This is a genomic window from Limosilactobacillus sp. C0001E2, from assembly GCF_056590915.1.
Window position 1 is genome coordinate 181,952 of record NZ_JBWPXC010000001.1, and the last position, 25,831, is coordinate 207,782.

18 protein-coding genes, 1 tRNA gene and 2 pseudogenes are annotated in these 25,831 nt (G+C 43.2%); 5 read left to right on the top strand and 16 right to left on the bottom strand.

Features of this window, described 5'->3' with window-relative positions; all coding sequences use genetic code 11:
* Positions 1-25 precede the first annotated feature (25 nt).
* The 6 genes from AC1EKL_RS00915 to AC1EKL_RS00940 all read right to left on the bottom strand — a co-directional run bounded on the left by AC1EKL_RS00915 (position 26) and on the right by AC1EKL_RS00940 (position 9,806).
* Positions 26-166, bottom strand: a complete 141-nt coding sequence (locus tag AC1EKL_RS00915) for a hypothetical protein (RefSeq protein ID WP_480189083.1) — start codon at positions 164-166, stop codon at positions 26-28.
* Positions 167-276: 110 nt separating this feature from the next.
* Positions 277-4,221 (bottom strand): mucin-binding protein, encoded by a 3,945-nt coding sequence (locus AC1EKL_RS00920; RefSeq protein WP_480190166.1) that lies wholly within the window; start codon positions 4,219-4,221, stop codon positions 277-279.
* Positions 4,222-4,290: 69 nt separating this feature from the next.
* Positions 4,291-5,451, bottom strand: a complete 1,161-nt coding sequence (locus AC1EKL_RS00925) for a YSIRK-type signal peptide-containing protein (RefSeq protein WP_480189085.1) — start codon at positions 5,449-5,451, stop codon at positions 4,291-4,293.
* A 185-nt stretch (positions 5,452-5,636) separates the two neighbouring features.
* Positions 5,637-7,457 (bottom strand): mucin-binding protein, encoded by a 1,821-nt coding sequence (locus AC1EKL_RS00930; protein ID WP_480190186.1) that lies wholly within the window; start codon positions 7,455-7,457, stop codon positions 5,637-5,639.
* A complete protein-coding gene (locus tag AC1EKL_RS00935) occupies positions 7,424-8,401 on the bottom strand; it encodes a mucin-binding protein (protein ID WP_480190167.1) in 978 nt (325 codons plus the stop codon). The genes AC1EKL_RS00930 and AC1EKL_RS00935 overlap by 34 nt, the downstream gene beginning before the upstream one ends.
* Positions 8,385-9,806, bottom strand: a complete 1,422-nt coding sequence (locus AC1EKL_RS00940) for a fibrinogen-binding adhesin SdrG C-terminal domain-containing protein (protein WP_480189087.1) — start codon at positions 9,804-9,806, stop codon at positions 8,385-8,387. Before AC1EKL_RS00940 ends, AC1EKL_RS00935 begins: the two co-directional genes overlap by 17 nt.
* 178 nt (positions 9,807-9,984) lie before the next feature.
* On the opposite strand from AC1EKL_RS00940, the gene AC1EKL_RS00945 reads away from it, so the two are divergent.
* A complete protein-coding gene (locus AC1EKL_RS00945; RefSeq protein WP_480189794.1) occupies positions 9,985-10,674 on the top strand; it encodes a DUF554 domain-containing protein in 690 nt (229 codons plus the stop codon).
* Positions 10,675-10,693: 19 nt separating this feature from the next.
* On the opposite strand, the gene AC1EKL_RS00950 is transcribed toward AC1EKL_RS00945, so the two are convergent.
* The 5 genes from AC1EKL_RS00950 to AC1EKL_RS00970 all read right to left on the bottom strand — a co-directional run bounded on the left by AC1EKL_RS00950 (position 10,694) and on the right by AC1EKL_RS00970 (position 15,071).
* Positions 10,694-10,837: a hypothetical protein gene (locus AC1EKL_RS00950; protein ID WP_480189089.1), complete on the bottom strand. Its 144-nt coding sequence runs from the start codon at positions 10,835-10,837 to the stop codon at positions 10,694-10,696.
* A 67-nt stretch (positions 10,838-10,904) separates the two neighbouring features.
* On the bottom strand, positions 10,905-12,086 hold the full coding sequence (locus AC1EKL_RS00955; RefSeq protein WP_480189090.1) for a cysteine desulfurase family protein: 1,182 nt from the start codon (positions 12,084-12,086) through the stop codon (positions 10,905-10,907).
* Between the two features lie 52 nt (positions 12,087-12,138).
* Positions 12,139-13,494: an NAD(P)H-dependent oxidoreductase gene (locus AC1EKL_RS00960; RefSeq protein WP_480189091.1), complete on the bottom strand. Its 1,356-nt coding sequence runs from the start codon at positions 13,492-13,494 to the stop codon at positions 12,139-12,141.
* Positions 13,495-13,512: 18 nt separating this feature from the next.
* Positions 13,513-14,118, bottom strand: coding sequence for an NADPH-dependent FMN reductase (locus tag AC1EKL_RS00965; RefSeq protein ID WP_480189092.1), 606 nt, complete (start codon positions 14,116-14,118; stop codon positions 13,513-13,515).
* A gap of 41 nt (positions 14,119-14,159) precedes the next feature.
* On the bottom strand, positions 14,160-15,071 hold the full coding sequence (locus tag AC1EKL_RS00970; RefSeq protein ID WP_480190168.1) for an FAD:protein FMN transferase: 912 nt from the start codon (positions 15,069-15,071) through the stop codon (positions 14,160-14,162).
* A gap of 109 nt (positions 15,072-15,180) precedes the next feature.
* Between AC1EKL_RS00970 and AC1EKL_RS00975 the strand changes: the two genes are divergently transcribed.
* Complete coding sequence (locus tag AC1EKL_RS00975) at positions 15,181-16,563, top strand: DUF2252 domain-containing protein (RefSeq protein ID WP_480189796.1); 1,383 nt, start codon at positions 15,181-15,183, stop codon at positions 16,561-16,563.
* Between the two features lie 55 nt (positions 16,564-16,618).
* Here AC1EKL_RS00975 and AC1EKL_RS00980 read toward each other — a convergent pair whose 3' ends face one another.
* The 3 genes from AC1EKL_RS00980 to AC1EKL_RS00990 are packed head-to-tail and all read right to left on the bottom strand — an operon-like array spanning position 16,619 to position 19,948.
* On the bottom strand, positions 16,619-17,437 hold the full coding sequence (locus tag AC1EKL_RS00980; protein WP_480190169.1) for a Cof-type HAD-IIB family hydrolase: 819 nt from the start codon (positions 17,435-17,437) through the stop codon (positions 16,619-16,621).
* Positions 17,438-17,472: 35 nt separating this feature from the next.
* Positions 17,473-19,059 carry a cation:proton antiporter gene (locus tag AC1EKL_RS00985; RefSeq protein WP_480189095.1) on the bottom strand — a complete coding sequence of 529 codons (1,587 nt, stop codon included), beginning with the start codon at positions 19,057-19,059 and terminating at the stop codon, positions 17,473-17,475.
* Positions 19,060-19,081: 22 nt separating this feature from the next.
* On the bottom strand, positions 19,082-19,948 hold the full coding sequence (locus AC1EKL_RS00990) for an NAD(P)-dependent oxidoreductase (protein WP_480190187.1): 867 nt from the start codon (positions 19,946-19,948) through the stop codon (positions 19,082-19,084).
* A gap of 284 nt (positions 19,949-20,232) precedes the next feature.
* Here AC1EKL_RS00990 and AC1EKL_RS00995 point away from each other — a divergent pair, with 284 nt between their 5' ends.
* Positions 20,233-21,612 carry an amino acid permease gene (locus tag AC1EKL_RS00995; protein ID WP_480189096.1) on the top strand — a complete coding sequence of 460 codons (1,380 nt, stop codon included), beginning with the start codon at positions 20,233-20,235 and terminating at the stop codon, positions 21,610-21,612.
* A 40-nt stretch (positions 21,613-21,652) separates the two neighbouring features.
* Here AC1EKL_RS00995 and AC1EKL_RS01000 read toward each other — a convergent pair.
* Both AC1EKL_RS01000 and AC1EKL_RS01005 read right to left on the bottom strand, forming a co-directional pair.
* Positions 21,653-22,932: pseudogene (locus tag AC1EKL_RS01000) on the bottom strand (MFS transporter).
* A 102-nt stretch (positions 22,933-23,034) separates the two neighbouring features.
* A tRNA-Gln gene (locus tag AC1EKL_RS01005) sits at positions 23,035-23,106 on the bottom strand.
* A gap of 228 nt (positions 23,107-23,334) precedes the next feature.
* Between AC1EKL_RS01005 and AC1EKL_RS01010 the strand changes: the two are divergent.
* Both AC1EKL_RS01010 and AC1EKL_RS01015 read left to right on the top strand, forming a co-directional pair.
* A pseudogene (locus AC1EKL_RS01010) lies at positions 23,335-24,691 on the top strand (DHA2 family efflux MFS transporter permease subunit).
* 78 nt (positions 24,692-24,769) lie between these two features.
* On the top strand, positions 24,770-25,771 hold the full coding sequence (locus AC1EKL_RS01015; protein ID WP_480189107.1) for an asparaginase: 1,002 nt from the start codon (positions 24,770-24,772) through the stop codon (positions 25,769-25,771).
* The last annotated feature ends 60 nt before the right edge of the window (positions 25,772-25,831 follow it).

Sequence of the window (25,831 nt, forward strand, 5' to 3'; positions counted from 1 at the left end):
GTAATTCTCCAACTTGGTTAAAAAGTTATGGTACCGGATCAATATCGGTCACAAAGACTTGAAATTCACCGTCGACCCCACCGTTGCTAAAGGTGAGTTGCTGGCCATCCGCTTGGTCAATCACGACCTGCCCGTGATTAGTCAATTGGTAAACTTGTTGCATCATATTGCTTACCTCCATGTAAACATTTACATATAAAAGTTTAGCGAATTACTATCATAATTTCAATCAAAAAGGCTTTGTGAAGTTTAAACCCACAAAGTCTTTTTTAACAACTAATCTTGCTTTTTCTTTCGACTAAGACCTAGTAAACCAACTAGTGAGGCCAGTCCGAGTGCGCCAATGACTGCATTAGAATCATTCCCCGTTTGTGGTAAAGCTTGTTGATGGTCCTTAGCCTGTTGGCCTTGGTAGTTTGCAGTTACGCTTTGGCTACCAGTTTGAGCAGTGGCAGTTCCACAGCTTGGTAAACGATCATATTCAACATTGACCGTTGAATCTTGATCAGTAAATGCAACTTGTGCAGCAGGTACTGCCGCTTGGCTTGCTTGATAACCATTAATTACTGGAACGGTTAAACTAGTAAAGGTCTGCGCGTCAATTGAATCCCAAACAGTCTCATTCGTCACAAGATCCTGCGTCCCGGTTTGGGTAAACGTCTTCGTTTGCACAATTGAAGGTCGTAACTGATGACCAGACTGATCAACAAAGTTAATCGTCCGTGAAATCTGCTTACTCCGTTGAACCTGCTTGGTTCCATGAGTGAGGTGGACCGTGTAAACTTGATCAACGTCATCATCATTATCATAGGTTGCACCATCTGCTGGATAACCATCCTTCACTAGGGCATAACCCTGAGCTTCCAGTAATTGAATGTCACTAGCCGTTCGATACGGAGACGTTTCATCTGTATGACCACTAAGAGTAACCGGCTTTACAATTTTGCCAGTTTTGTCATCAACGAAGTTAACCATTACTTTTTGAGCATCTGGCGTATAGGTGACGGTTTCCGTAATTGGGTCACTATCATAGGCAACACCATTATTGACAACGCTAGTCTTAGATGGCGTGTAACCTTTAATGGTTGGTGAAGTGATCGGCTTGAAGTTCTTTGGCTGATCCCAGGTTTCAGAACCAGGAACAATCTTACCAGTTACTTTGTCGACTTTAACCGTTGCCGTGTAAGTCAAGCTATCATTATGGGTAGTTGGTTTCTGAGTACCATCCGCATAAACATACTTAATCGTCCGGTCAACCGTCTTGGTTAGCGACTTCTTATCAACTCCCGTTGGGTATTTTGCGCCTTGCGGATCATTTGCATTAATTGACTTACCCGCCTGACGATCCTGATCAGCCGTAACGGTGTCAATCCCGTGCTTCAAGTGAACTGTATAGGTTTGATCATTGTTATCATCATGATCGAACGTCATCGGTTGACCATTCGTCTCATCAGATACCAGCTCATAACCAGCGTTTTGATAATCAGTAATTTGCTGTTTCGTTGTGTACTTACTCTTGTCATCCGACTTACCAATAATCGTCTTGCTTGTCGTATCATCAATGTATTTAACCGTGATCTTTTGATTATCTGGCGTGTACGTCACTGTTTCTGTAATCGAATCACTGTTATAAGCAACATTCTTGTTAGTAACACTAGTCCGACTTGGTGTATAGCCCTTAATAGTTGGTGATGTAATAGTTTCAAAGTCCTTTGGCTGAGACCAGGCTTTAGAACCGATAACCTTACCAGTTACTTTGTCGACTTTAACCGTTGCAGTATACGTCAGACTATCCTTATGGGCAGTATGGGCAGTTTGTGCCGGTGTTCCATTCGCATAAACATAGTTAATCGTCCGGTCAACCGTCTTAGTCAGCGAGTTCTTGTCAACGCCAGCTGGGTATTTTGCTCCATGCGGATCATCCGTATTAATTGGTGTTCCCGATTGAATGTCATCATCAGCAGTCACTGTCTTAATACCGTGCTTAAGATGAATTACAAAGGACTTGCTACCTTGCGGATCAGCGTCATAATTGCCAAATTGAATATCACTAAACTTCGCATTTGGTTGGTTATTAAGAACCTCCGGAGTCTTCGCATTAGTTGTATTAACAGCGGAGACAAACTCGTACCCCTGATTAATTAAGTTTTGTAACTCCTGATTACCATTAGCGAAGTTGATCGCCGTTGAAACATTACCCTTAGTCGTTTGTTGATCACCGACCGTTTGCTGCTTTTGATCATCATCAACAAATGTTAATGTTGCACTTTGGGTATCAAACCGTTCATTAAACTGAATGGTATAAACCTGATCAGTAGTACTATCATCATCATAACTGCCGATAAATGAAGAAAGACCTTCTTGATCACTAGATGTATCTCCAGTAGAATTGGTCACTTGATTAAATTCATATTGTTGACGGCCTGCCGAAGTCTTCTCCTGGCTGATTGCATTAATGGTTTGAGTAATTTGATCGGTTGGAATCTTTTCACCGTCGACGCCCTGGAGCGTTAATGCTGGATAGTTGGCAATCTCCTTACCATTTTGATCAACAAATTTAATAATTGCCTTTTGACCATCCACCGTAATCTTAGCCGCATTGGCTGAATCAACCTGAACCGGGTATGGTTTAAGGCCATTTTCTGATTGCCAGTCTTGAGACCAGGAAACGGAACTCAAGTAACCAGTCTTACCGCTATCATTAGCTAAGGTTGGATCAATACCGTTCATAATGAACCGCACACCAGCTCCGACTGCTAATGATGGAATGAGAACTTTGACCGACCGCACTTTTGCCCAGTCAGACGGTGTTACAACATAGGTGCCCGTAGTTACTGGTTGGTTGGACAACGTTGGCTGATCTGTTGAATACGTTACCTCACCAGATACCGACTTCAAAGTAATTGGATCCACAATTTCAATTGGTCCCGTTAATTGGAAATTGAATCCTGACTTACTGTCATTCGTACTTGGTAAATTAATCACGGTCGTAACGTCTTGCAAAGCATGGCTTTGGAAGTTACGGACAGACGTTACATAAGTCATGGCTTTATCGCCAAAATCGTGAGACCGGCCGGAGACAGTCAAACCATTATCGGTATTTCCTTGACTTTGCTCGTAAAGCCCCAGTCCCTTCGCAACCTGCGTATGCCAAGTACCTGAACCAACGTAAACCGCATTCCGATTGCCATCGACATAGGAAAGCGTAGTTGCGTCGTCAGCAACTTTCGTTAACTCTTCTTTATTATTACCGTCTACCAGTTCATTATTTGGTGAATAAGCGTAAATTTGATATGGCGCTTCGCTGGTCCCAACGTCGAGAAGGTTAGCTAACTGGAATGACATTATACTATCAGATAGCTTGCCGCAATTCGTATAATCGACTTTAACTACACTACGCCCATCCTTAGCCTTAAATACCGTTATCTCCGGCTTGGCAACAGACCCATCTGATAAATTAAAGGCACTGACTGAATTAGCATTTGTCGAATTTAACTTCGCGTTGATTGGCAAAACCACATAATAAACTGATGCTGTATAGTTTCTATCAACATTGTTTAAATGAATATATATATCACCTGCATTATTCACACCGGGTACCATAGAAGTCTGGGTAGGAGTACTACTTATCTCAACTTTCGACATTACTGGTGCGACCACTTGTTGGGTCTTTTCTTTAACTGACCCGGACTTTAGCTCATCAGCGGTTACAGTAACCGTACCCTTTAATTCCGTACCAATCTTAACTGAATGATCAACATAGCCATAAAAGTTAATCCCATAGGATGGTTCCATATCTTGACCATTTAATGTACTAGTATACTCTCCTGGCGCCACCGTGCCTAAAACTAGGTCAAGCCCGCGAACCAATTTACCAAACTTAGTGGTGTCAATTGTTCCACCATTTACGACAACACCAGTCTGATCCGGTTGACCGGCCAAATGAAGGACATAATGATACTGGCTAACACCATCAATTGTCGGCACCTTAATTGAAGTGGTGACACAGCCCTCGGGAACTGTCATTTTCAAGGTTGTATTATGGAATTCATAAGCGGAATTGTTGTCAAAACCAAAGCTCCACATCTTAATCGTTTCCGGATCCTTAGCGGCACCCCGTGGAATTTGGGGATCTTTATATGTACCATTACTGTACGGTGAATATGCACCCGTTATATCTTGCTCTAATACGTTTCCAGTTGGAACGACATCTTTCTTCATGATGGTATCTTGAAAAGTTGGACCGGTTTTGGTTAAGGTTTTGCCTTGATCATCAATCTTCTCGACTACTTAAATTGGTGCCGACGCAGTTACCATTTGATCTGCTGTTGTTTGGTCAATATTAAAGTGACCAACTATTTGGATTCCTTGCTGATCAAATGTTATCTGTGTCAAATCATTAACGAGATCTTGTGAAGCCGGAATCGTGACGATCACATCCGCTCCTTGTCTGGCTTGCGTTGCCGTAATCCCGTATTGGTTCAGCGCATTAGTTTTCGCAGCATTCAGGACAAAGGACGCCGGAACTGGAATGGTAACTGTGGTTCCATGGTTAATAAGTGGGGATGGTAAATCATAAGCCGCATTTGTCGATACCATCGAACCATCAGGCTCAATCATTGTCACTGCTTGTCCTGGCGTAACCCCATCATGCTGATTAATTTTTAGTGTCCAAGTATAGTCAGTATTTGGCATTAATTGATTGACTGATTGCGAATCTGGCGTTGTCCGGTTTAAAACGACCTTTTCAAGTGAGGGACTAATAATTTGGGTATACTTAACTTCACCAATCTCCTGCCCATTCTTGAGCACTTTAATGTAAATATCCTTCGAGCCATCTGAATATAGTCTAACTTTACGCGTTTGCTTTGCATACAGTCCACCATCATAAGTTAATTTGAGATTTTGAGTGACCGTTCCAGTTCCAGTAATGGTATTTTTCACAACATCATTAGTGGGATCCTTTTCATCAAACGTAAAATTTGTGTTCCCCTGGCTGGGGTCCAAAGCTTCCCCGGTTAGCATAGCTGGAGTTGGATCAATCCGAATCGTATATTGATCACCCGGCTTTAAATTGGTAACTTTAAATGACATGTCAACTTCGGCGGAATTTTGATCTTTTAGTTCAACACTCGCCTGATTAACCTTTAGAGAAACATCGCCATTATTAAATGACTGAGTAACTGGTTGAACAGCGGCAGTCTGCACCACCTTTTCACCATTCAGTGCTTGAGGTGTTACCTGATTATCCTGTTGAGATGTCGCCTTAAATGTTTGTTCACCAGTCGTTTGCTTCTTCGCATTAGTTTTATCAACTGACGTTTGTGCAACTGTTGTTGGTTGGGTTTGCGTTGCAGCATGGGCAATCACGTTCCCACCAAAATAAAAACTGGTCCCCAAAAGAACAGAAGCGACCCCAATGCTTAGTTTCCGTAAACTGTAATGAGGCACCCGCTTGGCATTTAGTGCTTCTCTTTGCTTGACAGCATTAATAAGCCTCCTAAATAATTAACAAATATCTTAATTTTGCTGTATAACTATTTAATTATAACACTTATAATCATCACTTTGTTATATTCACTGATAAAACTAATCAAAAAGGCAGGATGGATTTTAATCCATCCCGCCTTTTTAAACTAATTTTCCTTCTTATTTCGACCAATGCCGAATAATCCAATCAGGGATGCTAAGCCAAGTCCAACCAGAGCAGTTTGATCACGATTACCAGTTTGTGGTAATTGCTGTGAATTCGTTGAGTTAGCTTGTGAGTAACTTCGTTGAGATTCAGCTGGGGTAGTTATTCCTGTTACAGCATTCGGGTTATTCTCGGAAACTGGAACAGCTTCGTATTCGACATTCACTGTCATATCCTGATCAGTAAATTGCACCGTCGCTGGTCCAACAATTTGTGAACCCACGACCTGATAACCAGGAATCTCTGGCACCGTTAAACTACTGAAAGTCTGTGGTGCGACCGGGTCCCAAGTAATCTGCTTAGTAACCAGATCTTCTGTCCCAACTTGCGTCATCGTAATCGTCTGGACAATCGATGGCCGTAGTTGCCGACCAGTCTGGCGATCAACAAAGTTAATTGTCCGACTGACCTGCTTAGTACCGTGCTTGACATGAACCACATAATTTTGATCCACCTGATCTTGATGATCAAAGACCAGTTCTTGACCATTGGTTGGATCATGTACCAGAATGTATTGCTGAGCTAATAACTTATCCAGCTCCGTCGTCGTTTGATAGCCAGTCTTCTCGTCTGAAGTCCCATGCTTAGTAACGGTCGTCAGTGGATCACCAGTCGTATCATCAACGTACTTAATCGTCATCGTTTGCGGATCACCACGATAGATGACGGTATGACTAATGGCTGGATGGTTATACGGAACGTTCGAATCAGTAATTACTGTCAAGTCCGGGGTGTATCCTGCCTTCTTCGGTGTCTTGACTACCGGATAACTTTGAGTATCCGACCAATCTGTCCTGATAACTTTGCCAGTTACTTTATCAATCGTCTTCCGAGCGCTATAGTGCAGTGTTTGAGTCTTGGTTGGTTCAGCTGATTCTCCATCCGCCAATACATACTTGATCGTTTTGGTAACATCATGGCCTAACGCCTGCTTGCCTGTTTCACCACTATATTTGGGTCCATCTAGATCTTTGGAGTTGATTAACTGACCTGGTGTTCCAGGATGCTGCTCATCAACGGTCGTGACACCATGCTTCAAGTGAACCTCAAATTTTTGATCGGTTTGATCATCTGTGTCGTACTTCACTCCCGTCGTTGGATAATTATCGGAAGCTACCTCATAACCTTGGTTTTCATAATTTTGGACATCCGTAGTTGTTCGGTATGGATCAATTTCGTTGGTATGACCAGTGAGTGGAACCGGCTTAATAGTTTTACCAGTATTGTCATCAATGAAGGTCACGGTTGCTTTTTGAACATCTGGTTTGTACGTAACCGTTTCGTTAATTGGATCGCTATTATAAGCAACTTGCTTGTTAGTAACACTAGTCCGACTTGGCGTATAACCCTTAATGGTTGGTGAAGCAATAGTTTTAAAGTCCTTTGGCTGATCCCAGGTTTCAGAACCTGAAACGATTTTACCAGTCACTTTATCAACTTTAACCGTGCCCGTGTAAGTCAAGCTATCATTATGGGAAGTTGGTTTCTGAGTACCATCCGCATAAACATACTTAATCGAGCGGTTAACCGTCCTCGTAAGGGAATTCTTATCGACCCCGTTCGGATATTTGGCACCATTCGGATCTTGAGGATTAATCGCTTCCCCCGGTTGTCGATTATCAGTCGCCGTGACGGTCTGAATTCCATGCTTCAAATGGACTACATAAGTTTGTTTCTTTTGATCATCATGGTCGAATGTCAATGTCTTTCCCTGCGTCTCATCAGAAACTAACTCATAGCCCTTATTTTCGTAATCGGTAATTGACTGAGCGGTCGTATATGAACTCGTAGTGTCAGATTACCAGTCAGTGTTTTCGTCGTTAATGGTTGGTCAGTCTTTGCGTCATCATCAATATATGTCACCATGATCGTTTGCTCATTTGGCGAATACTTAACCACATGCTTTAGATCTGCATGGTTATGGTCAATATTAGAATCAGTGACCTGCTTAATATCTGGGGTATAACCTTCGATTGTTGGCGATTTAACCGTTGCAAAGTTTTGCGCTGGTGACCATTCAGTCTTAAGCACTTTACCAGTAACCTTATCAATCGTCTTAGTTGCCGTAAATTGGAGACGCTTCGTGCTGGTTGGTTGCTTCGTTGCCTTGCCGTCTGCATAGACATACTCAATGGTTTGGGTAACGTCATGTTTCAACGCATCCTTCCCCATTTCCGTCGTGTACTTTGGGCCCGTTGGATCCATTGGATTAATTGGTTGCCCAACGGTTCCTGGAGTAGTCTCGCTGACGGTTGTCTCACCATGCTTGAGGTGAACCGTATAATTTTGGTCGGTATTGTAATCTTGATCGTATTGAACCCCAGTCTTTGGATAACCATCCGAAACAAATTCATAGCCTTGATTTTCGTAATTTTCGAGGTCCTGAGTCGTCCGATAAGGGGCAGTTGTACCACCATTACCAGTTAGATGCTTTACTGCGAGATTTTGTTTAGTCGTATCATCGACAAAGGTTACCGAGGCCTTCTGCTTTTGAGCACCGACCGTAATGGTAAATGTTTGTGCACTATATTTATCGGAATCATAATTACCAAATACCTTTTGCCAGTCAACATTTTCACCTTGCGCAAGGGTTTGACCAGTTGAATTATTGGTAACTGAGATGACATTCAAATGTTGCTGTTTCAGCTCACTAATGATACTTGCTAATTGATCAAAGGTAATAGCCTGATTAGCAACCCCCTTCATTGATGTTGGACTTTGGCAACTGAATATTCTTTGCTACTGAGGCATCGCCCTTAAACCGCACAATGGCAAGTTGATCTGCAGTTTCACCAGAAGCAGACGCCTTGGCTGGTAAGCTCCCAAATGAGAAGTTTAAAGTCATCCGACTAGCGAGAATATGCATGTTCATCCCAGGGTGAACTTTACCATTCTTAACTGGTGACTGACCCTCAAAATGCAAAATGTAGGCATTTGAATCTTGTTTCCCACCAAAATTAATTTTGACCGTGTTAGTTGCTGCATCATAATACAGGACACCTGGTGTCTCAGCATCAGCTTCATTGGTCGAAATTTTCAGTTGATTCGTAATATCGTCATACTCACTATAGTTTGGAATCAAAGATGCATTAAGGGTCTTTCCATCCTTAACCCGATAGACTCTAAACGTGCAGTTTTTAGGATTCAAATCAGTATTATTATCGCCACGCGCCCATATTTCGATCCGTTGGTTATCCAGTGGCTTATTTTGCGCATTAAAGTATGCGTTAACTTTATATTTTCCATTTGAAAAATCAATATCATAAATCCGCGCACTAAACCCGTATTGGGCATCATTTTGTTGCAGATTATCATACTGAATATTTAACGGGAAATGTTTAGTTTGATCCCCAACGGTAATTACTGCATCAACTGTCCCACTATTAGGAATTTTCATAATCTGGGGATAGAAATAGTTTGAGGTTGAAAACTTAATATTGCTTTCATTTTCAACGATTGGTAATAAAACATAGGTAATCTTATCTTCATTGGCATCGACATAACCATACGCAATCTGGTTACCATTACTATCCTTAATTGGATTGGCTGATTGTTTGCCATTGTTTGCGGACGCTTCATCAGTATCTGACCGTCTAATATTATCAGAGAAATTGATGCTAAAAGTATCCCCTGCTTTTGCCGTTGGACTGATTTCACCACTAACGGTCACAACTAATGGCTCATTACCATACAATTGACTGTATTGCAGTTTGTGTGGATCCTTTTTATCCGTGGTTGCCATTTGAATTTGAACATTTTGAACAGGCGCCGCTTGACTAGTTTGCCCCTCCTCAGCAGTTTTTTGATCAGCAACTGCTGCCTGGACAACTGGTTGGCCATTCGACTTCGTCCCGGTTAACGATTGCCCCACCTTTGGCTGCCCATTTGATTGGGTAACCGGTGAATTCTTAGTTGGTGTTGAAATTTGTGCTGCCGCATTACTGGATGCTGGCTGGGTAGTGGCCGCGTGCCCAACGGCATCCGTTCCACAAGCAAAAAATAAGCCTAAAACAACTGATACAAAACCGATTGATAACTTTCGCAGACTAAATACTTGATTAGTAGCAAGTAGACGCTGTTGTTTCATTCTATGATTATTTTGTGAAACCATTTAATTAACCTCCCAAATTTCATTATTCGGGTCTATTATTACACTAATTAGTAATTTTGTTAATTAAATATAGTTTCAATAACGTTTTATGATATTTTGATCATCTAATTCATTCTTTGCTTTTATAACTGACTTCTAGTAAAATAAACTCATTGCTTTTCACGAATGGAGTTTAAAAATGATTGGAATTTTATCAAATACATTCGCGGTTGTCCTTGGCACGGCCATTGGCGTCATAGTTCGACATTTCATAACCGAACGCTATAAAGACGCCCTCTGGATGGTCCTTGGATTTGCAGCATTGGGGGTTGGCATGCAAACGGTGGTCGCCAACCTCCCGAAAAGCCACTACCCCATTTTGTTCATTGTTAGTATGGCAATTGGCTTTCCACTCGGTACTTATCTTCAATTAGATGACCGCTCTAATCGGTGGTTAAATTCGCGTTTTTCCACCAAAGTTGGAGAAGGGATTGCGACCGCTAGCTTTCTCGATTGTATCGGTGCTTTGGCCATTTTAGGACCGGTTTACGCCGCCACCAGCGGCAACCAAACCATGCTGTACACCAATGCCATGTTTACACTGGTCTGTGCCATTATATTCGGTGCTGGCTTTGGTTGGGGGATGTTGCTTGAAACACCAATCATTTTTATTTGGCTGTCTTTAATTTTCCTGATTGCAAAGTTCTTATCCGTCAGCTTTTTCTCACCGGCATTCATTGTTGAAATGTCAATTGTTGGTGGTTTCCTGATCGTTGCGGCAGGGCTCTCACTCCTAAAGATTCGCCAATTCAAAACGGTTGATATGTTACCAGCATTGCTAGTACCAGTTATCTTCTTCATTTTGCTCAACGTGATTAAAGCATTTTAAATCCACTAACAACTAATGGTTACCCTGGTGTTGCGTCATGCAACACCTTTTTTGTTTCTTCTAGAATCTGCACTACCCGTGTGACGTCACCTTCGTCATACCCAGTTTCCATTAAATAACTCACCATTGTTTTCGAGTCCGTCTGCCAGATTAATTCTTCCATGTGAATCCCTCCTCATTAATATAAATACGCAAAAAATCGGTAACTCATTTCTGAATTACCGATTTTTTTAATCAACTTTTTTGGTTGCTTCAACTTTCATTTGCGGAATGATGGTTTGTAATGCGGTTACCAGCCGTTGAATATCTTCACTCGTATTTGTCATGCCGAGACTAAACCGCAGTGATTCATAAATCCGTGGACTCGTTTTCCCGTACATCGCCACTAAAACATGTGATGGTTCCAGTGATCCCGCCGTACATGCTGATCCAGCGGCGCCCACGATGCCATTTAAGTCTAAGTTCACCAATAATGCATCATTACGAATTCCCTTAAACCAAATATTAATCGTTTGTGGTGCCATATTATCAGTTAAATTTCCGTTGATTTCATAATCAATGTTACTGTCATCTAATCCTTGAATCAGTTGCTTTTTCAATGCAACATAATGAGCCGCATTCTTTTCCCGCTGACCATTCGCAAAGTGCATTTCAATGGATTTGGCAAATGATAGGGCTGCTGGCACATTCTCGGTTCCCGGACGATGCTTCATTTCTTGGTCACCGCCCCGCATTAACGGTGAAAAGTTAATGCCATCCCGGCGATACAAGAAACCAATCATTTTCGGACCATTAATCTTGTGGGCGGAAACCGACAATAAATCAATATGATCAGCCTGGACATCAATTGGTACCGCTCCATAGCCTTGCACGGCATCCGTATGGAACCACGCTTTCGAGTCCTTCACAATCTCACCAATTTCATGAATTGGCAGGTGACTACCAACTTCGTTATTAACCGTCATAATGGAAACTAGGATGGTTTCGTCATCCAAAGCGTCCTTTAATTGTTGCAAGTCAATCTGACCATTTTCATCGACATCTAAGTAGGTCACCTTAAATCCATAATTTTTTTCCAGATCTTCAAGGGGACGCAGGACCGCTTCATGCTCAAACTTGGTCGTAATGATGTGCTTACCTTCATTCTGCCGTGCTCGCGCTGTTTGATAAATCACGGTGTTGTCACTCTCGGTGCCCCCACTCGTGATGTTAATCTCACTATCAAGCTTAGCGTTAATCGATTTTGCCATCACGTGACGGGCCTTTTCTAACACCCCACGAGCTTGTCGTCCAAAATAGTTCGTCGCTGAGGCATTTCCCCAGTAGTCGTGCATGGCATCCGTCATTGCTTGCATCGTTTCCGGTAACATTGGTGTCGTACCGGCATTATCGAGATAAACTCGCTTTTCCATTGTATCCCTCTTTTAGCTTACTTAATGTCAGCAATTATACTATAAGTTGGGATTATTTAACAGAGGCACTTGCTCCCGTGTCCGGTTCATCATTTTCAGGCTGGTCATTTGCAGAACCTTCATCATCAGCCACGGAAGCACTGGCATCAGTATCAGTAGCCGGTTCTTCCACTGGCGTTTCTTCTGCCACCGAAGCACTAGCATTAGTATCTGGAGTTGCGTCAGCGTTCGTATCATCTTCGGACACTGACGCTGAAGCACCCGTATCCACCGCATTGTCAGGATCATCAACTAACTTTTGACCAGTCATTTCGAGGTATTTCTTCACAATTGGCCAAAAGTCTAGCACGATTTCGTTCGTTCCACGGTAATTACCGCTTTCGTCATGCATCGCTTGGTAGTTATTAACCACCCACTTAACGTTCTTCCGGTCTTGCGGTTCGGATAATTGGAACATGTCCTGCTTACCCGTCCGTAAAATATGCAGAACTTGCTTGACGTGGTCATGAACATTGCGAATATCAGGGTGGACCTCACTCAATGGTAGACCAGCTTGCTCTGGACGACGGGAAGCATTCATCCGTTCGGCCGGCTGATTATGGTTGTAGTACAAAAACTGGTTATTATCATCCACAAACGTTAATTCAGCTGGAATTGATTTAAGGAACCAGTTAATTTGATCGACCGTCAAGATTCCGCGATCTAATTGAACATAATCGTGTCCGGAAGCGGCTTTGGTAATCTCAGCTGCCTTTTCAACCCATTCTGGATCATTCATTTTGAACCCTTCAATGGTCGTATCAGCTTTGCCACTTGCCGTTAAATCTTCGTTCTTCCAGGCATCGGCCGGTTCTGGACCTTGGAGTGCTTGCATGACATCAACCCACTTGATGAATTTCTCCATCATCTTCGTCAAAACCTTGATGGTTTGACCGTCAGTAAGGTTACCGTGTTCATCAAAGGCTTCCTTAGCATCGCCCAGTAAGAATTCTGTCCCTGGCATTACCAATCCCCGCACTCCTGGTGCTTCGAGAATTTCTCGCAGGTCCAGTTGCGCCCGCGAAGAACCTTGCGAGAAGTAAGACGCACCAACAATCATGACTGGTTTATTTTCCAACGGGTGGATCTTGTATGACAACCATTCAATAACACTCTTGAGGGCCGCCGTGGTGGTGTGATTATGTTCTGGGGTCGCCATGATTACCCCATCGGCATTTTCAATCCGGTGCTTAAGATATTGGATTGGTGCGCTATTCGTAGCGTCCTGGTCCTCATTAAACATTGGGACATCCTTAATATCAACCACTTCAATATCCGCATAATTACGGAAGTGGTTGGCCATGTACATCATTAATTTGCGATTATATGAGTCTTCAGCGATAGAGCCGACAATTCCAACTAATTTCATTTGATTTCACCTCAATGCTTATTTGCCTAATTCTAATTGACGAATTTTTTCTAGTGCGTGGTCCTTTTCCAGTTGGAACTCACGCGTTTGCTTAACAAATGTTTCAAAAGAGACAAAGATTTGATCCAGTAAATCCACAAATTCTGCCTTTTTAAGTTCACCATGTTCATCAAAGGCTTGGAGCGAGTGGTCAAGCATATACTCAGAACTTGACATCGTCCGGGCCGCTAATTCTGGTGAAGCCAACATCTTTCGTAAAATTTGCTGAGCCCGGGAAGTCCCGAGCGTCCCATAAGAAGCCCCCGTCACCATGACAGGTTTATCCCGAAATGGGTGAATAGTATACGACAACCATGCGAGGGCATTCATCAATACGGCCGGTACTGCATGATCATATTCCGGTGTGGAAATAATCACCCCATCTGCAGCCGCAATCTTCTTGCCCATCTCTTGCGCAGCTGCGGGAATCGTATGATCAGGAGTCTTGTAGTAGACCGGCAGATTCCCAATGTCGAGAATTTCAATCTCAGCCACTTTTGCATAACGTTCTTTCATAAACTTAATCAATTTTTTGTTAGTCGAACCATGCCGGTTTGAACCAGCAATCGCAATAAAATGATTCATGTTGATCCCTCCGATTTTTTATCAGTATATCACATGTACAATTATTCACAAGTCAGCATTTGGCCATCACGATTAATGACAATAGCTTGGACATTTTCGAGCGTTTTGATAACCTGTTGAATGTACGACCAATCCTGGCCAAACAGCATTGACGTCCAAATTTCACCATCAACTGATTGGGGAGAAATAATTGATAAACTAGCCATATTCGTTTGAATCGGGTAACCGGTTTGCGGATTAAAAATGTGGTGATAAAAATGACCCTGACTGGTTAAATTCCGTTCATAAATCCCTGATGTAACTATCGATTGATTATTGAGTTTCAACACATCAACATAATTCCCTAATGCTTGCTGAGGATCCTGCAAACCAACGTGCCACATTCCATCGCTCCGTTGTTGATTACCACCAATCACAACCACATTTCCCCCGAGATTAATTACCGCAGAAGTAACCCCAGCGTGAACTAAGAATTCCTTAATCAGGTCAGCAATGTAACCCTTAGCAACCGCGCCGAGATCAATCTCCATACCAGGCTTTGCTAGCTTGACGGTCTGCTGTTGCTCATCTAACTTGATTAACCGCGGATCAGTTAAAGCCAATCGTTTCTGAATGGCTGTTTTATCAGGGACATGCGCATCCGTAAAACCAATATGCCACAGTTTCACTAACGGGCCAATGGCGATATTAAGGAAGCCACCCGGATACAGGCTATATTGCTTTCCAATTTTAATCAGGTTAAATAATTCTGCTGGAACCTTAACCGCAGACTTTCCTGCCTGCTGATTAACCTTCATCAATGTCGATGAATCATCATTTGCGGAAAAAATTTGTTCATACTTACGGAGACGTCGTACTGCTTCATCCGCAATTTGCTCCGCATTTGGTACTGGTGTTTGTAATTGCAACTTAATAATCGTGCCCATTAAGTGAATTGATCGTTCAACGCTCATCACGACTCCCCCATTTCTAACCAAATCTTACCATAACTCGGTGTGATTATTTACATTTTGCCAAAACATCTTAAAATGGTGATGAATCATACATGAGGAGCCTGATATTATGGAAAACCAGCTTGATATTTTTGACTTAAAAGCAGTCCAAATCAAAAAATCAAAACAAGAATTAATCAAATTCGGCCAGCAACGTCAAACTGAATTGCCAAGTGAAAAGTTGGCCCAGTATTCGCCGGTTAATCGCGATCCCCGTAAAGCCATCACCAAGACCGAATCCAATATGATTAAGGAACTTTTACCCTTGCGCCATCAGCGAATGATGGCTAGTCCCTTCGCCTTCTTTCGCGGAACTGCAGAATTAATGGAACGGGACTTGAAACACCAATCCCAAAGCAACATTCCCATCATCATTTGTGGTGATGCCCATATCCAAAATTTCGGTTTTTACGCTTCATCTGAACGCCAGCTTCTTTTTGGACTGAACGATTTTGATGAAGCACGAATTGGTAACTGGGAAAGTGATTTAAAGCGCCTGTTGGTAAGCAGTCAACTAGCCGGTGAAGAAAACGGCTTTGACCAAGATGATCTCCACCGGTTATTAAAGAAAATTACAAAAACTTATCGACATGCCATCAAACGTGCTAATCAAGAACCGCTCTTTGCTCGCCACTACTTTTCGTTCAAGTATTCAGACATGACCCAAACAATTCAGGCTCTCGATCATCATAAACAACCCCGTGCCATTCATAAGGTCATGAAACAAATTTTGAAAAAGAGCCAACAATCTAATTCCGCACAGATTGTGAGAAAGATGGCCGAAATAGGTTCCGATGGCGAGTACCATTTCATTGAAAATGCTCCACGCGCCAAACACGTTGGTAAAGCACGCTACCAGGAAATCGTGAATGGTTTCCGTAAATATCGAAAGAATGTCCGCCCAGATATTCAGATCTTGCTTGCCAACTTCCACATTTCAGATATTATCCGTTATAGTGTCGGGGTTGGTAGTTTTGGGACCCGCTGTTACTTGATGTTGTTAACGGGGAACGACGGAACCCCCTTGGTTCTCCAAATTAAAGAGGCCTTACCACTCCGGTATAACTTGCAAATCCTTGGTAGTGATCAAGTGGCTGCTAACGGTCAACGCGCGGGTCGTCGGATCGTCACCGCACAGCGGACATTGCAGTCATCTTCTGACCCCTTCCTAGGAGCCACTAACTTTGGCGGACGAAGTTACTACATTCGTCAATTCCGGGATATGAAAGAATCTGTTAAAGTCAGCAAACTCGATTTAGAAAGTTTTCAACTTTACTGTGAAACCTGTGCGCTCCTCCTGGCGATGGCCCATTACCAGAGTCCGACTGCGCCCATCATCCGGGGCTATTTAAAACACCAAAAGTCACTTGATACTGGACTAGCCGATTGGGCAATTCAGTATGCTAATCAAGTTCACCAAGATTATCAATATTTCGTCAATAGTCAACCATAATTAATAAAGGGAATTAGGTCCAGCGACCTAATTCCCTTTGTAATTATTTAACCTTTTACAAAACATATTTTTCAATTGCTTCTGCCACTCCATCATGATTATTATCGGCCACGGTAACGTCTGCCTTCGCCAACGTACTTGGAATTGAATTCCCCATGGCGACACCAGTATCGGCAAATTCAATCATGGACTCGTCATTTTGGGCATTACCAATCGCCATCACTTCATCCGATTGAATTCCTAGATGTTCACAAAGGGCCGCTAACGTGGCTCCCTTGCCGGCTTTTTGATTCACAAATTCAAGATAATAATCCTCGCTCCGGACAATCTTAAACCGCTCGACCAAGTCCGCAGGAAGTTGTTGGTGAGCAGCATCCAGCTTCTCCTTATCATCCGTCATCATAAACTTACCAATCACGAGCTGATTGCGAAGGGCATTAATCTGATCCAGTGAACGGTAGCGCATCGGCATAAAGACTAAACCAGACTCATGAACCGCGTATGGACTGATGTCTTGATTAGTGGTGTAAATATAGTCTTGGGTTTCAATCACCGACTTAACATTGTGCTTGGTGGCGTATGCCAAAATATCAACGTAGTCGTTAAAACCAACCGTGTAGTTAACGATAACTTGACCATTCGTGTCTTGAGCCAAACCGCCATTAAAGGCCACCACGTACTCATGATCAGAGTGATCTAAGTCCAATTGTTTGAGAAACGGCCGAACTCCCGTCATTGGCCGACCCGTACACAGCACAATTTTAACACCCGCTGAGCTAGCCCTTTTAATTGCGGCCACGGTTTGCGGCGTCACCGCTCGCTGATCATTAATTAACGTTCCGTCAATATCAATCGCTACTAATTTAATTGTCATTTATGTTCTCCCGTTTTTACTTTTATTATACCTGATTAGTGATTCAGAACCACCATTTCCGCCATCAAGATTTCTGAGTAGAGACTGGTCACAATGTCCATGTAACCAGCTTCTTGTTGTGAAACTTCGTTCAAATACTCCCGTTCTTCACGAAAAGCTAACCGATAAGCCATATCTAAAGTGTTGCTCTCTTCTGGAGTTAAGGCAGGCCGCTGAAGCGACCGTTTAAATTCACGGATAAAATGTTTAATTGAGGTGTGCATCCGTTGCGTTTGCAAATCATACAGTACTGTCTGACGAAGGTCCTCTGGGAGATAGATTTGGCGAATTTTTTCAATTGCGTGTTGAATCATTTGGTCACGAATCTGGATCGTTTTTTTAGTAATCACCTTGTCGGAAGGTTGCCGCTGTAAAATAAACCGAAACAGAAATGTTGGAACTAAGAGACTCAGAACGATTAACACTGCTTCAGCCATCAAAACTAAGTTAAAATCGGTCCGTTTTACCGAAGTTTCCGCAACCATAAATGCTAAGGCAAAGGTCACGGTTCCGTGGACCCCACCAAATGCAAAAATGGTAGCAGCTTTGGCATTAAGATGGCGAACTGTTAACGTATACACAAATCGCACGACAACGTTGGCCACGTACATAATAATCCCTAAAATCAACCAATTCTGCGGATGTAAAACCACATTGTTGTTATTGGTAATCCGCACCATCATAATTCCCAGAATCACGAACACGATCCCGTTCAGTAACTCTTTCATCATGCCGGTCAATGCTTCAGAATCATAGATGACACGTGGATTTAAGAGGTTGCTCCGTTCCATTTCAGCATTGTGTAAGACCCCGGTACAAACCACGGCAATAATTCCAGACACGTGTAAGTGTTCTGCCACAAAGTAAATCACGAAAGGCGTCGCCAGAAAAATAATCTTCGATGGCGTCCCTGTATTATTAGCCGTATTGACTAAATTAATATGGGAACGAACCAGGTCCTGCCGAACCAAAATGATAATTCCCCCGCCGACAAAACCGAATACGGCACCACCTACTGCAGAATACATAAAGTTAGCAACCGTTTGACCATAGTTGATATATCCATTGACGTACCACAAAATAGCCATGTTCAACAAGATAATCCCTGAAGCATCATTGAAAAGTGATTCTAGTTTTAAAAAGGTTCGTTCAGTCTCCGGAATAATCAGGCCGTGTGAAACCGCCTCACTTGCAGTCGCATCGGTTGGCGTACTGATTGCCGCAAGTACAAATGCCAGTGGTAAACTAACGATTCCCGTAACGGCCATACTAAAACCAGCTGCAATTGCACAAAAAAGCGCCATAAAAACGGTCAACGAAACAATCACCCTAAACTTCCGAGCAACTTTATAAAACCTGGTCTCCATGCCATCGTAAAATAACAGTGGCGCTACAATCATCCCCATAAAGATTTCCGAAGAAAATGTCGCCACCAAGTGATCTAGCACGGGCACCAGGGCCACAATCACCCCTAATCCGAGGTTGATATAGTTGCTAGCGATATGGCTTAAAAATTGTCGATGAACTACGATGCCGACGATTGCGACAGCCACTAAGAAAACTGTGGAAAGCATTAACGTCATTTTGGACTAACCTCCCAATTTATTAATCCTGCCACCAAAGTTTGATTAAGGCTTGTGTACCATCATTGCCCAGTCCCCGTTGGTCAACGAGAATTTCATACAATCGCTTTGCTTCCTTCGTAGCTGGAAAATCAATGTCCAGCTGTTCAGCAGTTGTTAAAGCAATTCGTAAATCCTTGAGGAAATGTTTAGCAAAAAAGCCCGGCGTATAATCATGCTGCAAAATCCGTGGTCCATAGCTGCCTAAACTAAAGTTTTCGGCCGCCCCACTTTGGAGCGTATTCATGACCTGCTGGAGATCTAAACCAGCTGCTTTAGCATAGACAAATGCTTCGGTCATCCCCGTCATGGTTCCAGCAATCATAATTTGGTTGGCCATTTTGGCATTTTGCCCACTTCCAGCCGGGCCAAAATAGGTTACTGATGCGGCAAATTCATCAAAGAGTCCTTGTAACGAGGCCATGGTCTGCTTTTCACCACCAACCATCACTGTCAATGTCCCTTTTTGAGCACCAATATCTCCACCAGAAACTGGCGCATCCAGGCACTGAATCCCCTGCTTTTGACAATCACGAGTGATTTCCTGATCCAGTGATGGCGTACTGGTTGTCAGGTCAATCAAAACTTGACCAGCATGGGCAGTAGTTAGGATTCCCTGACCACCATAGTAAACATCGCGTACATCCTGCGGGAAGCCAACCATCGTCATTACGACGTCAACCTGAGCCGTTAATTCAGCTGGTGAAGTTGCCCACTGTGCACCGTTATCAAGCACTGCCTGCGCATGACTCTTCGTCCGGTTATAGACGATTACCGTTTCATGATGGTTAAGCAGGTTATTAATAATTCCGGTTCCCATGACGCCGGTACCAATAAAACCAATTTTCATCATTGTCATCCCCAATTGTATTTCAAAGTGTTCTAATAGTTTCTAATTATAGCATTCCCTTATACCGACTGCTATTAACGGTTAATCAGCAGAAAACTGTGAATTGGCTAAGATAAAATCATGTCACCATTTTATTAATACATTCGTATAAAAACGCGGTATAATAAGAACATTAACCAATTTTTTGCGCGCATCAATTTCACTTCATTTGCACAATTCTGAGAAATTGATTAATATTTATAGTATGGTTCATGAAGCTGCATGAACTTAAAGGAGGAATTTAAATGGCTGATAAAAGCCATCAGGCCACGCAAGATTCAAATGAATTACAACGTGGACTTACTAACCGTCACGTTCAAATGATTGCCCTAGGTGGTGCAATTGGAACGGGTCTTTTCTTAGGATCTGGTGAATCCATTCACTTCGCCGGTCCATCCATCATCCTTGGTTACTTGATTACCGGGTTAATCTGTTTTTGGATGATGCGGGCAATGGGAGAAATGATGATGACCAATGTTCACTATCACTCCTTTGTCGATTTAATTCATAAATACTGGGGCCACCGGGCCGGATTTGTCATCGGCTGGGCCTACTGGGCCAGTTGGATTGCGATCGCGATGGCCGAACTAACTGCAATTGGGGTTTATATCAAACTTTGGTTGCCGGGCCTGCCGCAATGGGTCCCCGGGTTAATTACCATTGCAATTCTGCTTTGTATTAACCTAATTACCGTCAAGGCCTTCGGGGAAGTCGAATTCTGGTTTGCATTAATCAAAATTGTGGCAATCATTGCCCTGATTTTGATTGGGATCGGCCTAATGATTTTCCATTACCACACTAGTGCCGGTATTGCAACGCCAGCCAACCTGGTTAGTCATGGTGGTTTCTTCCCGACCGGTTGGTCAGGGGTACTGAAGTCCTTACCAATGGTCGTCTTTGCTTTTGCCGGGGTTGAAATGGTCGGAATGACCGCTGCTGAAACTCAAGACCCGGAAGAAGTTATTCCGCGGGCCATTAATAACATTCCCGTACGGATCTTAATCTTCTATATTGGTTCACTGGCGGTGATCATGTCGATCTTCCCCTGGAACCTGCTCAATGCTAACTCCAGTCCCTTCGTAATGGTATTCAAGGATATTGGGATTAGCGGGGCAGCGGACATTATCAACTTCGTTGTAATTACGGCGGCTGCTTCTTCATGTAACAGTGCGCTTTACACGACCGGACGAATGTTAGCTGAATTGACTTACAAGTCACCTAATCCCAAGGTGCGGATCATCAGCCACATTTCACGGTTCCAAGTTCCAACATTTGCGATTATCATTTCCGCACTCTTGATTACCCTTTCGGCTGCTTTAAACTACTTAGTTCCAGGCAGTGTCTTCACCCTGATTTCTAGTGTGGCCACCACGAGTTTTATCTTCATCTGGGGAGCAATTGTGATTACCCACTTAAAATTCAGAAAGAAGTACCCGAAGGAAAGTCCGTTTAAAATGCCATTAGCACCGGTTTCTGACTACTTAGTGCTGATCTTCTTTGCGGTAGTTGCTGTTACCATGACGATGCGGGAAAGCACTTTAATTTCATTAATTGTGACCCTCGTTTGGATGGCAATTCTGTTATTTGCAAGTCGGCAACACAAGGAAATCAAGATTAAAAAGTAATAAAAAAGGATTGACCGAAATTTGGTCAATCCTTTTTAATTTACTTTGGGGATGTTTCAGGAGCAAAGAAGAGACAGCCGACACCACCAATTAGCAGAATGATTGCACATACCAGCATGGCCAAATTACTACCACCAATATTTGTTAAAACTGGTAGGAGGAATGTCCCACTAGCCGCTCCAATCCGGCTAATCGTAATGACCGTACCGACACCAGTTGCCCGCACTTTAATATCAAATAGCTCCGTCGGGTACGGATAATCAAGCACCAATCCAGCAGATAGGACAACAGAGAAGATGGCAAAACATCCCAACTGGAAAACTGGCTGTGACCGGGATTAACAATGATAATCATTAAGGCCAGGGCCGCTAATAATAAGTGACCAACCAAAAATGCTCGCCGACTCAGACGATTAAATAAGGCCATCCCAACGAGCACCCCCGCCATGACGCAGGCGTTATACATTACCCCCGATAATTGATCATTTCCTAACTTCAACCCCTTTAAAAGAATTGGTAAGAAAATACTAATGCCAAAGAAGGCGAACGCCTGACATGCATAAAATAAGCCACCAACAATGGTCCGACGTCGATATTGCTTATTAAACACCACTCGCCACGTAATCTTCTCTGGATCACGCTTGCGACGCCCAATGTGCTTGTGAATTAAGTGTTGGGCCCGTTCCTTTTGCCCTTGGCTTGCTAACCAACTTGGTGATGCGGGAACCCGGCAGACTGAGCGATACAGCGCAGTAATTAAGCTTGGTACCACTGAGGAGGCAAGGATAATTTGCCAGGTGGCACTACCGAATCCCTGAATTAGAATTCCCGCAAAATATGAACAAACAAAGCCAATTGCCCAATAGAAGATCAGGCGACTTTGCCGCTTACCTGCTTCTTGCTCTGGTAGCCATTCTACTAATAATGAATTGCCGACCGTGTAATCAATGGCAATCATCAAACCAATCGCAACCCGAATAATAAAAAGCAGCCAGGGATTAGTTGTCACTAATTGCGCCAACGATAGCACAGCAAAAATGTACATATTAATCATCAAAAGACCGCGACGACCGATTGAATCCGCTAACTTACCCATCACAGCGCTACCGGCTAGACCAATCAAACTCCCCGCACCGAGCAAGCCAACCCAAAAGTCAGTTAGATGAAGATAAGTTTGTGCGAGTGAAAAACCGGTTCCGCTAATACCTAACGCATACCCACAGGATATTTGTCCCAGGATTAACGCGATTAAGATCCGCCGATGGACCGTTTTGAAAGGGGCTTTCTTATAATTCTTCTGTGGAATCTGTTGTTCATTCATATAATGATTCGGTTGATGACCAACCGACTTCAATCCCTCCTTATTAAATTAACACCATTTTTATAAAAAAAAGGCACTGCGAACGCAATGCCTTAATTTTTATTGGGCTAGCTGGATTCGAACCAGCGCATGACGGTACCAAAAACCGTTGCCTTACCGCTTGGCTATAGCCCAATATTTAACTTGTCGCCTGACGACTATTTAAATATAACATCGTTTTCAAAAAAGTTCAACGATATTTTCAAAAAAATCCTTACGAAAAAATTTAGAATCTGGTAGAGTAATCAATCGTTGGTATTAATTACCGTTTGAAATTTATTTGAGAAGGAGTTTTGTTTTATGGATAATTAAGAAACTGTGCATTTACAGGCACGGGTTTCCGTCCACCATCCAAAGCTGGCGATGGTTAGTATGATGTTGGGGGGGGGCGTTTGTCGGGATGTTTAGTGAAACTTCATTAAACATTGCCCTGCCCCAACTCATGGCTCAGCTCCACGTTAATCAGTCAACGATTCAGTGGTTAGTGACTGGATACATGTTGATCATTGGAATTATCTTACCCCTTTCGAGTTTAATTACGAAGTGGTTTACAACTCGTCAAGTCATTATCTTTGCCCTGTGTGACTTTATTATTGGTTCAATTATCTCCGCGATGGGAAATGGCTTTACGGTTGTTTTAATCGGTCGAATGATTCAGGGAATTGGAACTGGATTGATCCTTCCGCTTATGTTCACCGTGGCAATGCAAATCTTCCCACCACAAAAAATTGGTGCGGTCATGGGAATGTGTGCGCTCGTGATTATGTTCGCCCCAGCCATTGGACCAACACTAACGGGAATTTTACTGGGCGTTGGTAGCTGGCGCTGGGTCTTCTGGTCATTCGTTCCATTCTTGGCAATCGCGTTAATTTTTGCGATTACTTCTTTGGAAAACATCAGTGAATTAACTAAGCCACATGTAGATATCATTTCAATCTTAGCATCCGCAATCGGTTTTTCTGGCCTAATTGCCGGGGTGAGTTTTGCCAGTGAAAGTGGCTGGTTATCAGCCAAAGTTCTCGGTTCCCTGATCATTGGGGTTCTTGCCCTCCTGTTCTATGGTTACCGGCAACTCCACCTCGCTGAACCAATCCTGAACCTCCGGGTCTTCAAGCACGCGAACTTCCGGACCGGGGCTGCAATTGTCATGATTGATTTTGGAATTATTCTTTCTGCAATGTACTTACTACCCCAATACATTCAAAATGGGATGACATTACCGTTGGCATTGACCGGGATAATTATGTTACCAGGTGGATTGGTCAACGCGATTGTCTCAGCCATCGCCGGACGGATGTACGATAATGTCGGTGCAAAATTACCTGCGCGCCTTGGCCTTGTTATCGCGTTAATCGGGGCGATCTTGCTCGCCTTTGTTTCTACCAAAACTGCAATTTGGTACGTTATCATGGCCCACATTATCTTAATGATCGGGGCACCATTGGCAATGTCGCCATCACAAACGAGTGCCTTAAATTCGCTCAGTGGTCGGGAATCTGCAGATGGTAGTACGATTTTGAACACGATGCAGCAAATTATTGGAGCGTTAGCGACTGCTCTTGCTACCAGTTTCTTGGAAGTTGGTCGTCACGCAGTTAGTGGTAGCAACGCCTTTACATTTACTAACGGGGTCCACTATGGTTTCTACTTTACCATTGCCCTCGTTGTGATCGGTTTGTTGATTTCACTTAAAATCCAAGACGACGCTGACAATCACTAAAATTAAGCCCACTCTTGTACAAACAGGGGTGGGCTTTTAAAATAGAACTAGAATTTCTACTGAAATGTGGTGACTAAATTGACTCAACAAAAATTGCTGTTACTCTCGACCGGTGGCACCATTGCCTCCGTTGTTTCTGAAGAAGGCCTGGCTCCTGGCGAATCTGGTGAAGATCTTCTCAAAATGGTTGGTAACCTTCCCTATCAAATTGACGTGAAGGACATTCTGAATCTAGATTCTTCCAATATCCAACCCGAAGAATGGAAGACCATCGCTGAAGACATCTACAAGTACCGGCATGATTATGACGGGATTGTCGTTTCACACGGGACGGACACGATGGCTTATACAGCCTCAATGATGACCTTTATGCTCCAAAATATTGATGTTACAGTCGTCTTTACGGGAAGTCAGGTCCCCATCAATGTCTTACTGAGTGACGCTCCAGATAATATGCGACTGGCTTTTGCGGCAGCCGCTAGTTTGCAGCCTGGCATTTACCTTGCTTTTGACAGTAAAGTTATGCGTGGTTGTCGTGCCGTTAAGGTCCGGACAACGGCCTTTAATGCCTTTGAAAGTGTTAATTTTCCGCCAGTCGCTGAAGTGACCTCCGATGGTTTAGAAATCAAAATTCCAGAGCAATGGCAACCTCGACAGTGCATTTTAAATACCGCAATTGATACAAACGTTTCTCTAATCAAATTATTCCCTGGCTTTGATCCCGCCCTCCTCCACGCAATGGCAGAAAATGGCTGTCATGGGATTGTGATTGAGGCTTACGGGCTCGGTGGCATGACTTTTATTCGACGGAATGTTGCTGCTGCCATCGGTGAGTTAATCCGCAAGGGGATTCCAGTGATTGCTGCCAGCCAATGTCTCTATGAACGAAGCGACCTAACCAAATACGAAGTTGGTCGGCAAGCATTGCTAGAAGGTGCCATTAGCGCCCGTGATATGACCTCCGAAAGCGCAATTACTAAGTTAATGTGGGGATTGGGCCAAGGGATGGATGTTAAAGACATCGATAAATTTTTCAACACCAACGTCGCTGGTGAAGTCACCATTGATGAGCTAAATTAACAAATAGTCCTCCAAGTGAGTCGCAATCTGACCTTGGAGGACTATTTGTTTACAACCAAG

Coding starts and splice junctions, on each gene's coding strand:
- AC1EKL_RS00950 (WP_480189089.1), bottom strand. CDS start 10,837: ATGGAAGAATTAATCTGGCAGACGGACTCGAAAACAATGGTGAGTTAT.
- AC1EKL_RS00990 (WP_480190187.1), bottom strand. CDS start 19,948: ATGAAAATTGGTTTTATTGGTACCGGCGTCATGGGAACCGGAATTATT.
- AC1EKL_RS00970 (WP_480190168.1), bottom strand. CDS start 15,071: ATGAGCGTTGAACGATCAATTCACTTAATGGGCACGATTATTAAGTTG.
- AC1EKL_RS00940 (WP_480189087.1), bottom strand. CDS start 9,806: ATGGTTTCACAAAATAATCATAGAATGAAACAACAGCGTCTACTTGCT.
- AC1EKL_RS00985 (WP_480189095.1), bottom strand. CDS start 19,059: ATGACGTTAATGCTTTCCACAGTTTTCTTAGTGGCTGTCGCAATCGTC.
- AC1EKL_RS00945 (WP_480189794.1), top strand. CDS start 9,985: ATGATTGGAATTTTATCAAATACATTCGCGGTTGTCCTTGGCACGGCC.
- AC1EKL_RS00965 (WP_480189092.1), bottom strand. CDS start 14,118: ATGAATCATTTTATTGCGATTGCTGGTTCAAACCGGCATGGTTCGACT.
- AC1EKL_RS00995 (WP_480189096.1), top strand. CDS start 20,233: ATGGCTGATAAAAGCCATCAGGCCACGCAAGATTCAAATGAATTACAA.
- AC1EKL_RS00920 (WP_480190166.1), bottom strand. CDS start 4,221: ATGAAGAAAGATGTCGTTCCAACTGGAAACGTATTAGAGCAAGATATA.
- AC1EKL_RS00975 (WP_480189796.1), top strand. CDS start 15,181: ATGGAAAACCAGCTTGATATTTTTGACTTAAAAGCAGTCCAAATCAAA.
- AC1EKL_RS00915 (WP_480189083.1), bottom strand. CDS start 166: ATGATGCAACAAGTTTACCAATTGACTAATCACGGGCAGGTCGTGATT.
- AC1EKL_RS00935 (WP_480190167.1), bottom strand. CDS start 8,401: ATGAAGGGGGTTGCTAATCAGGCTATTACCTTTGATCAATTAGCAAGT.
- AC1EKL_RS00980 (WP_480190169.1), bottom strand. CDS start 17,437: ATGACAATTAAATTAGTAGCGATTGATATTGACGGAACGTTAATTAAT.
- AC1EKL_RS00955 (WP_480189090.1), bottom strand. CDS start 12,086: ATGGAAAAGCGAGTTTATCTCGATAATGCCGGTACGACACCAATGTTA.
- AC1EKL_RS00960 (WP_480189091.1), bottom strand. CDS start 13,494: ATGAAATTAGTTGGAATTGTCGGCTCTATCGCTGAAGACTCATATAAT.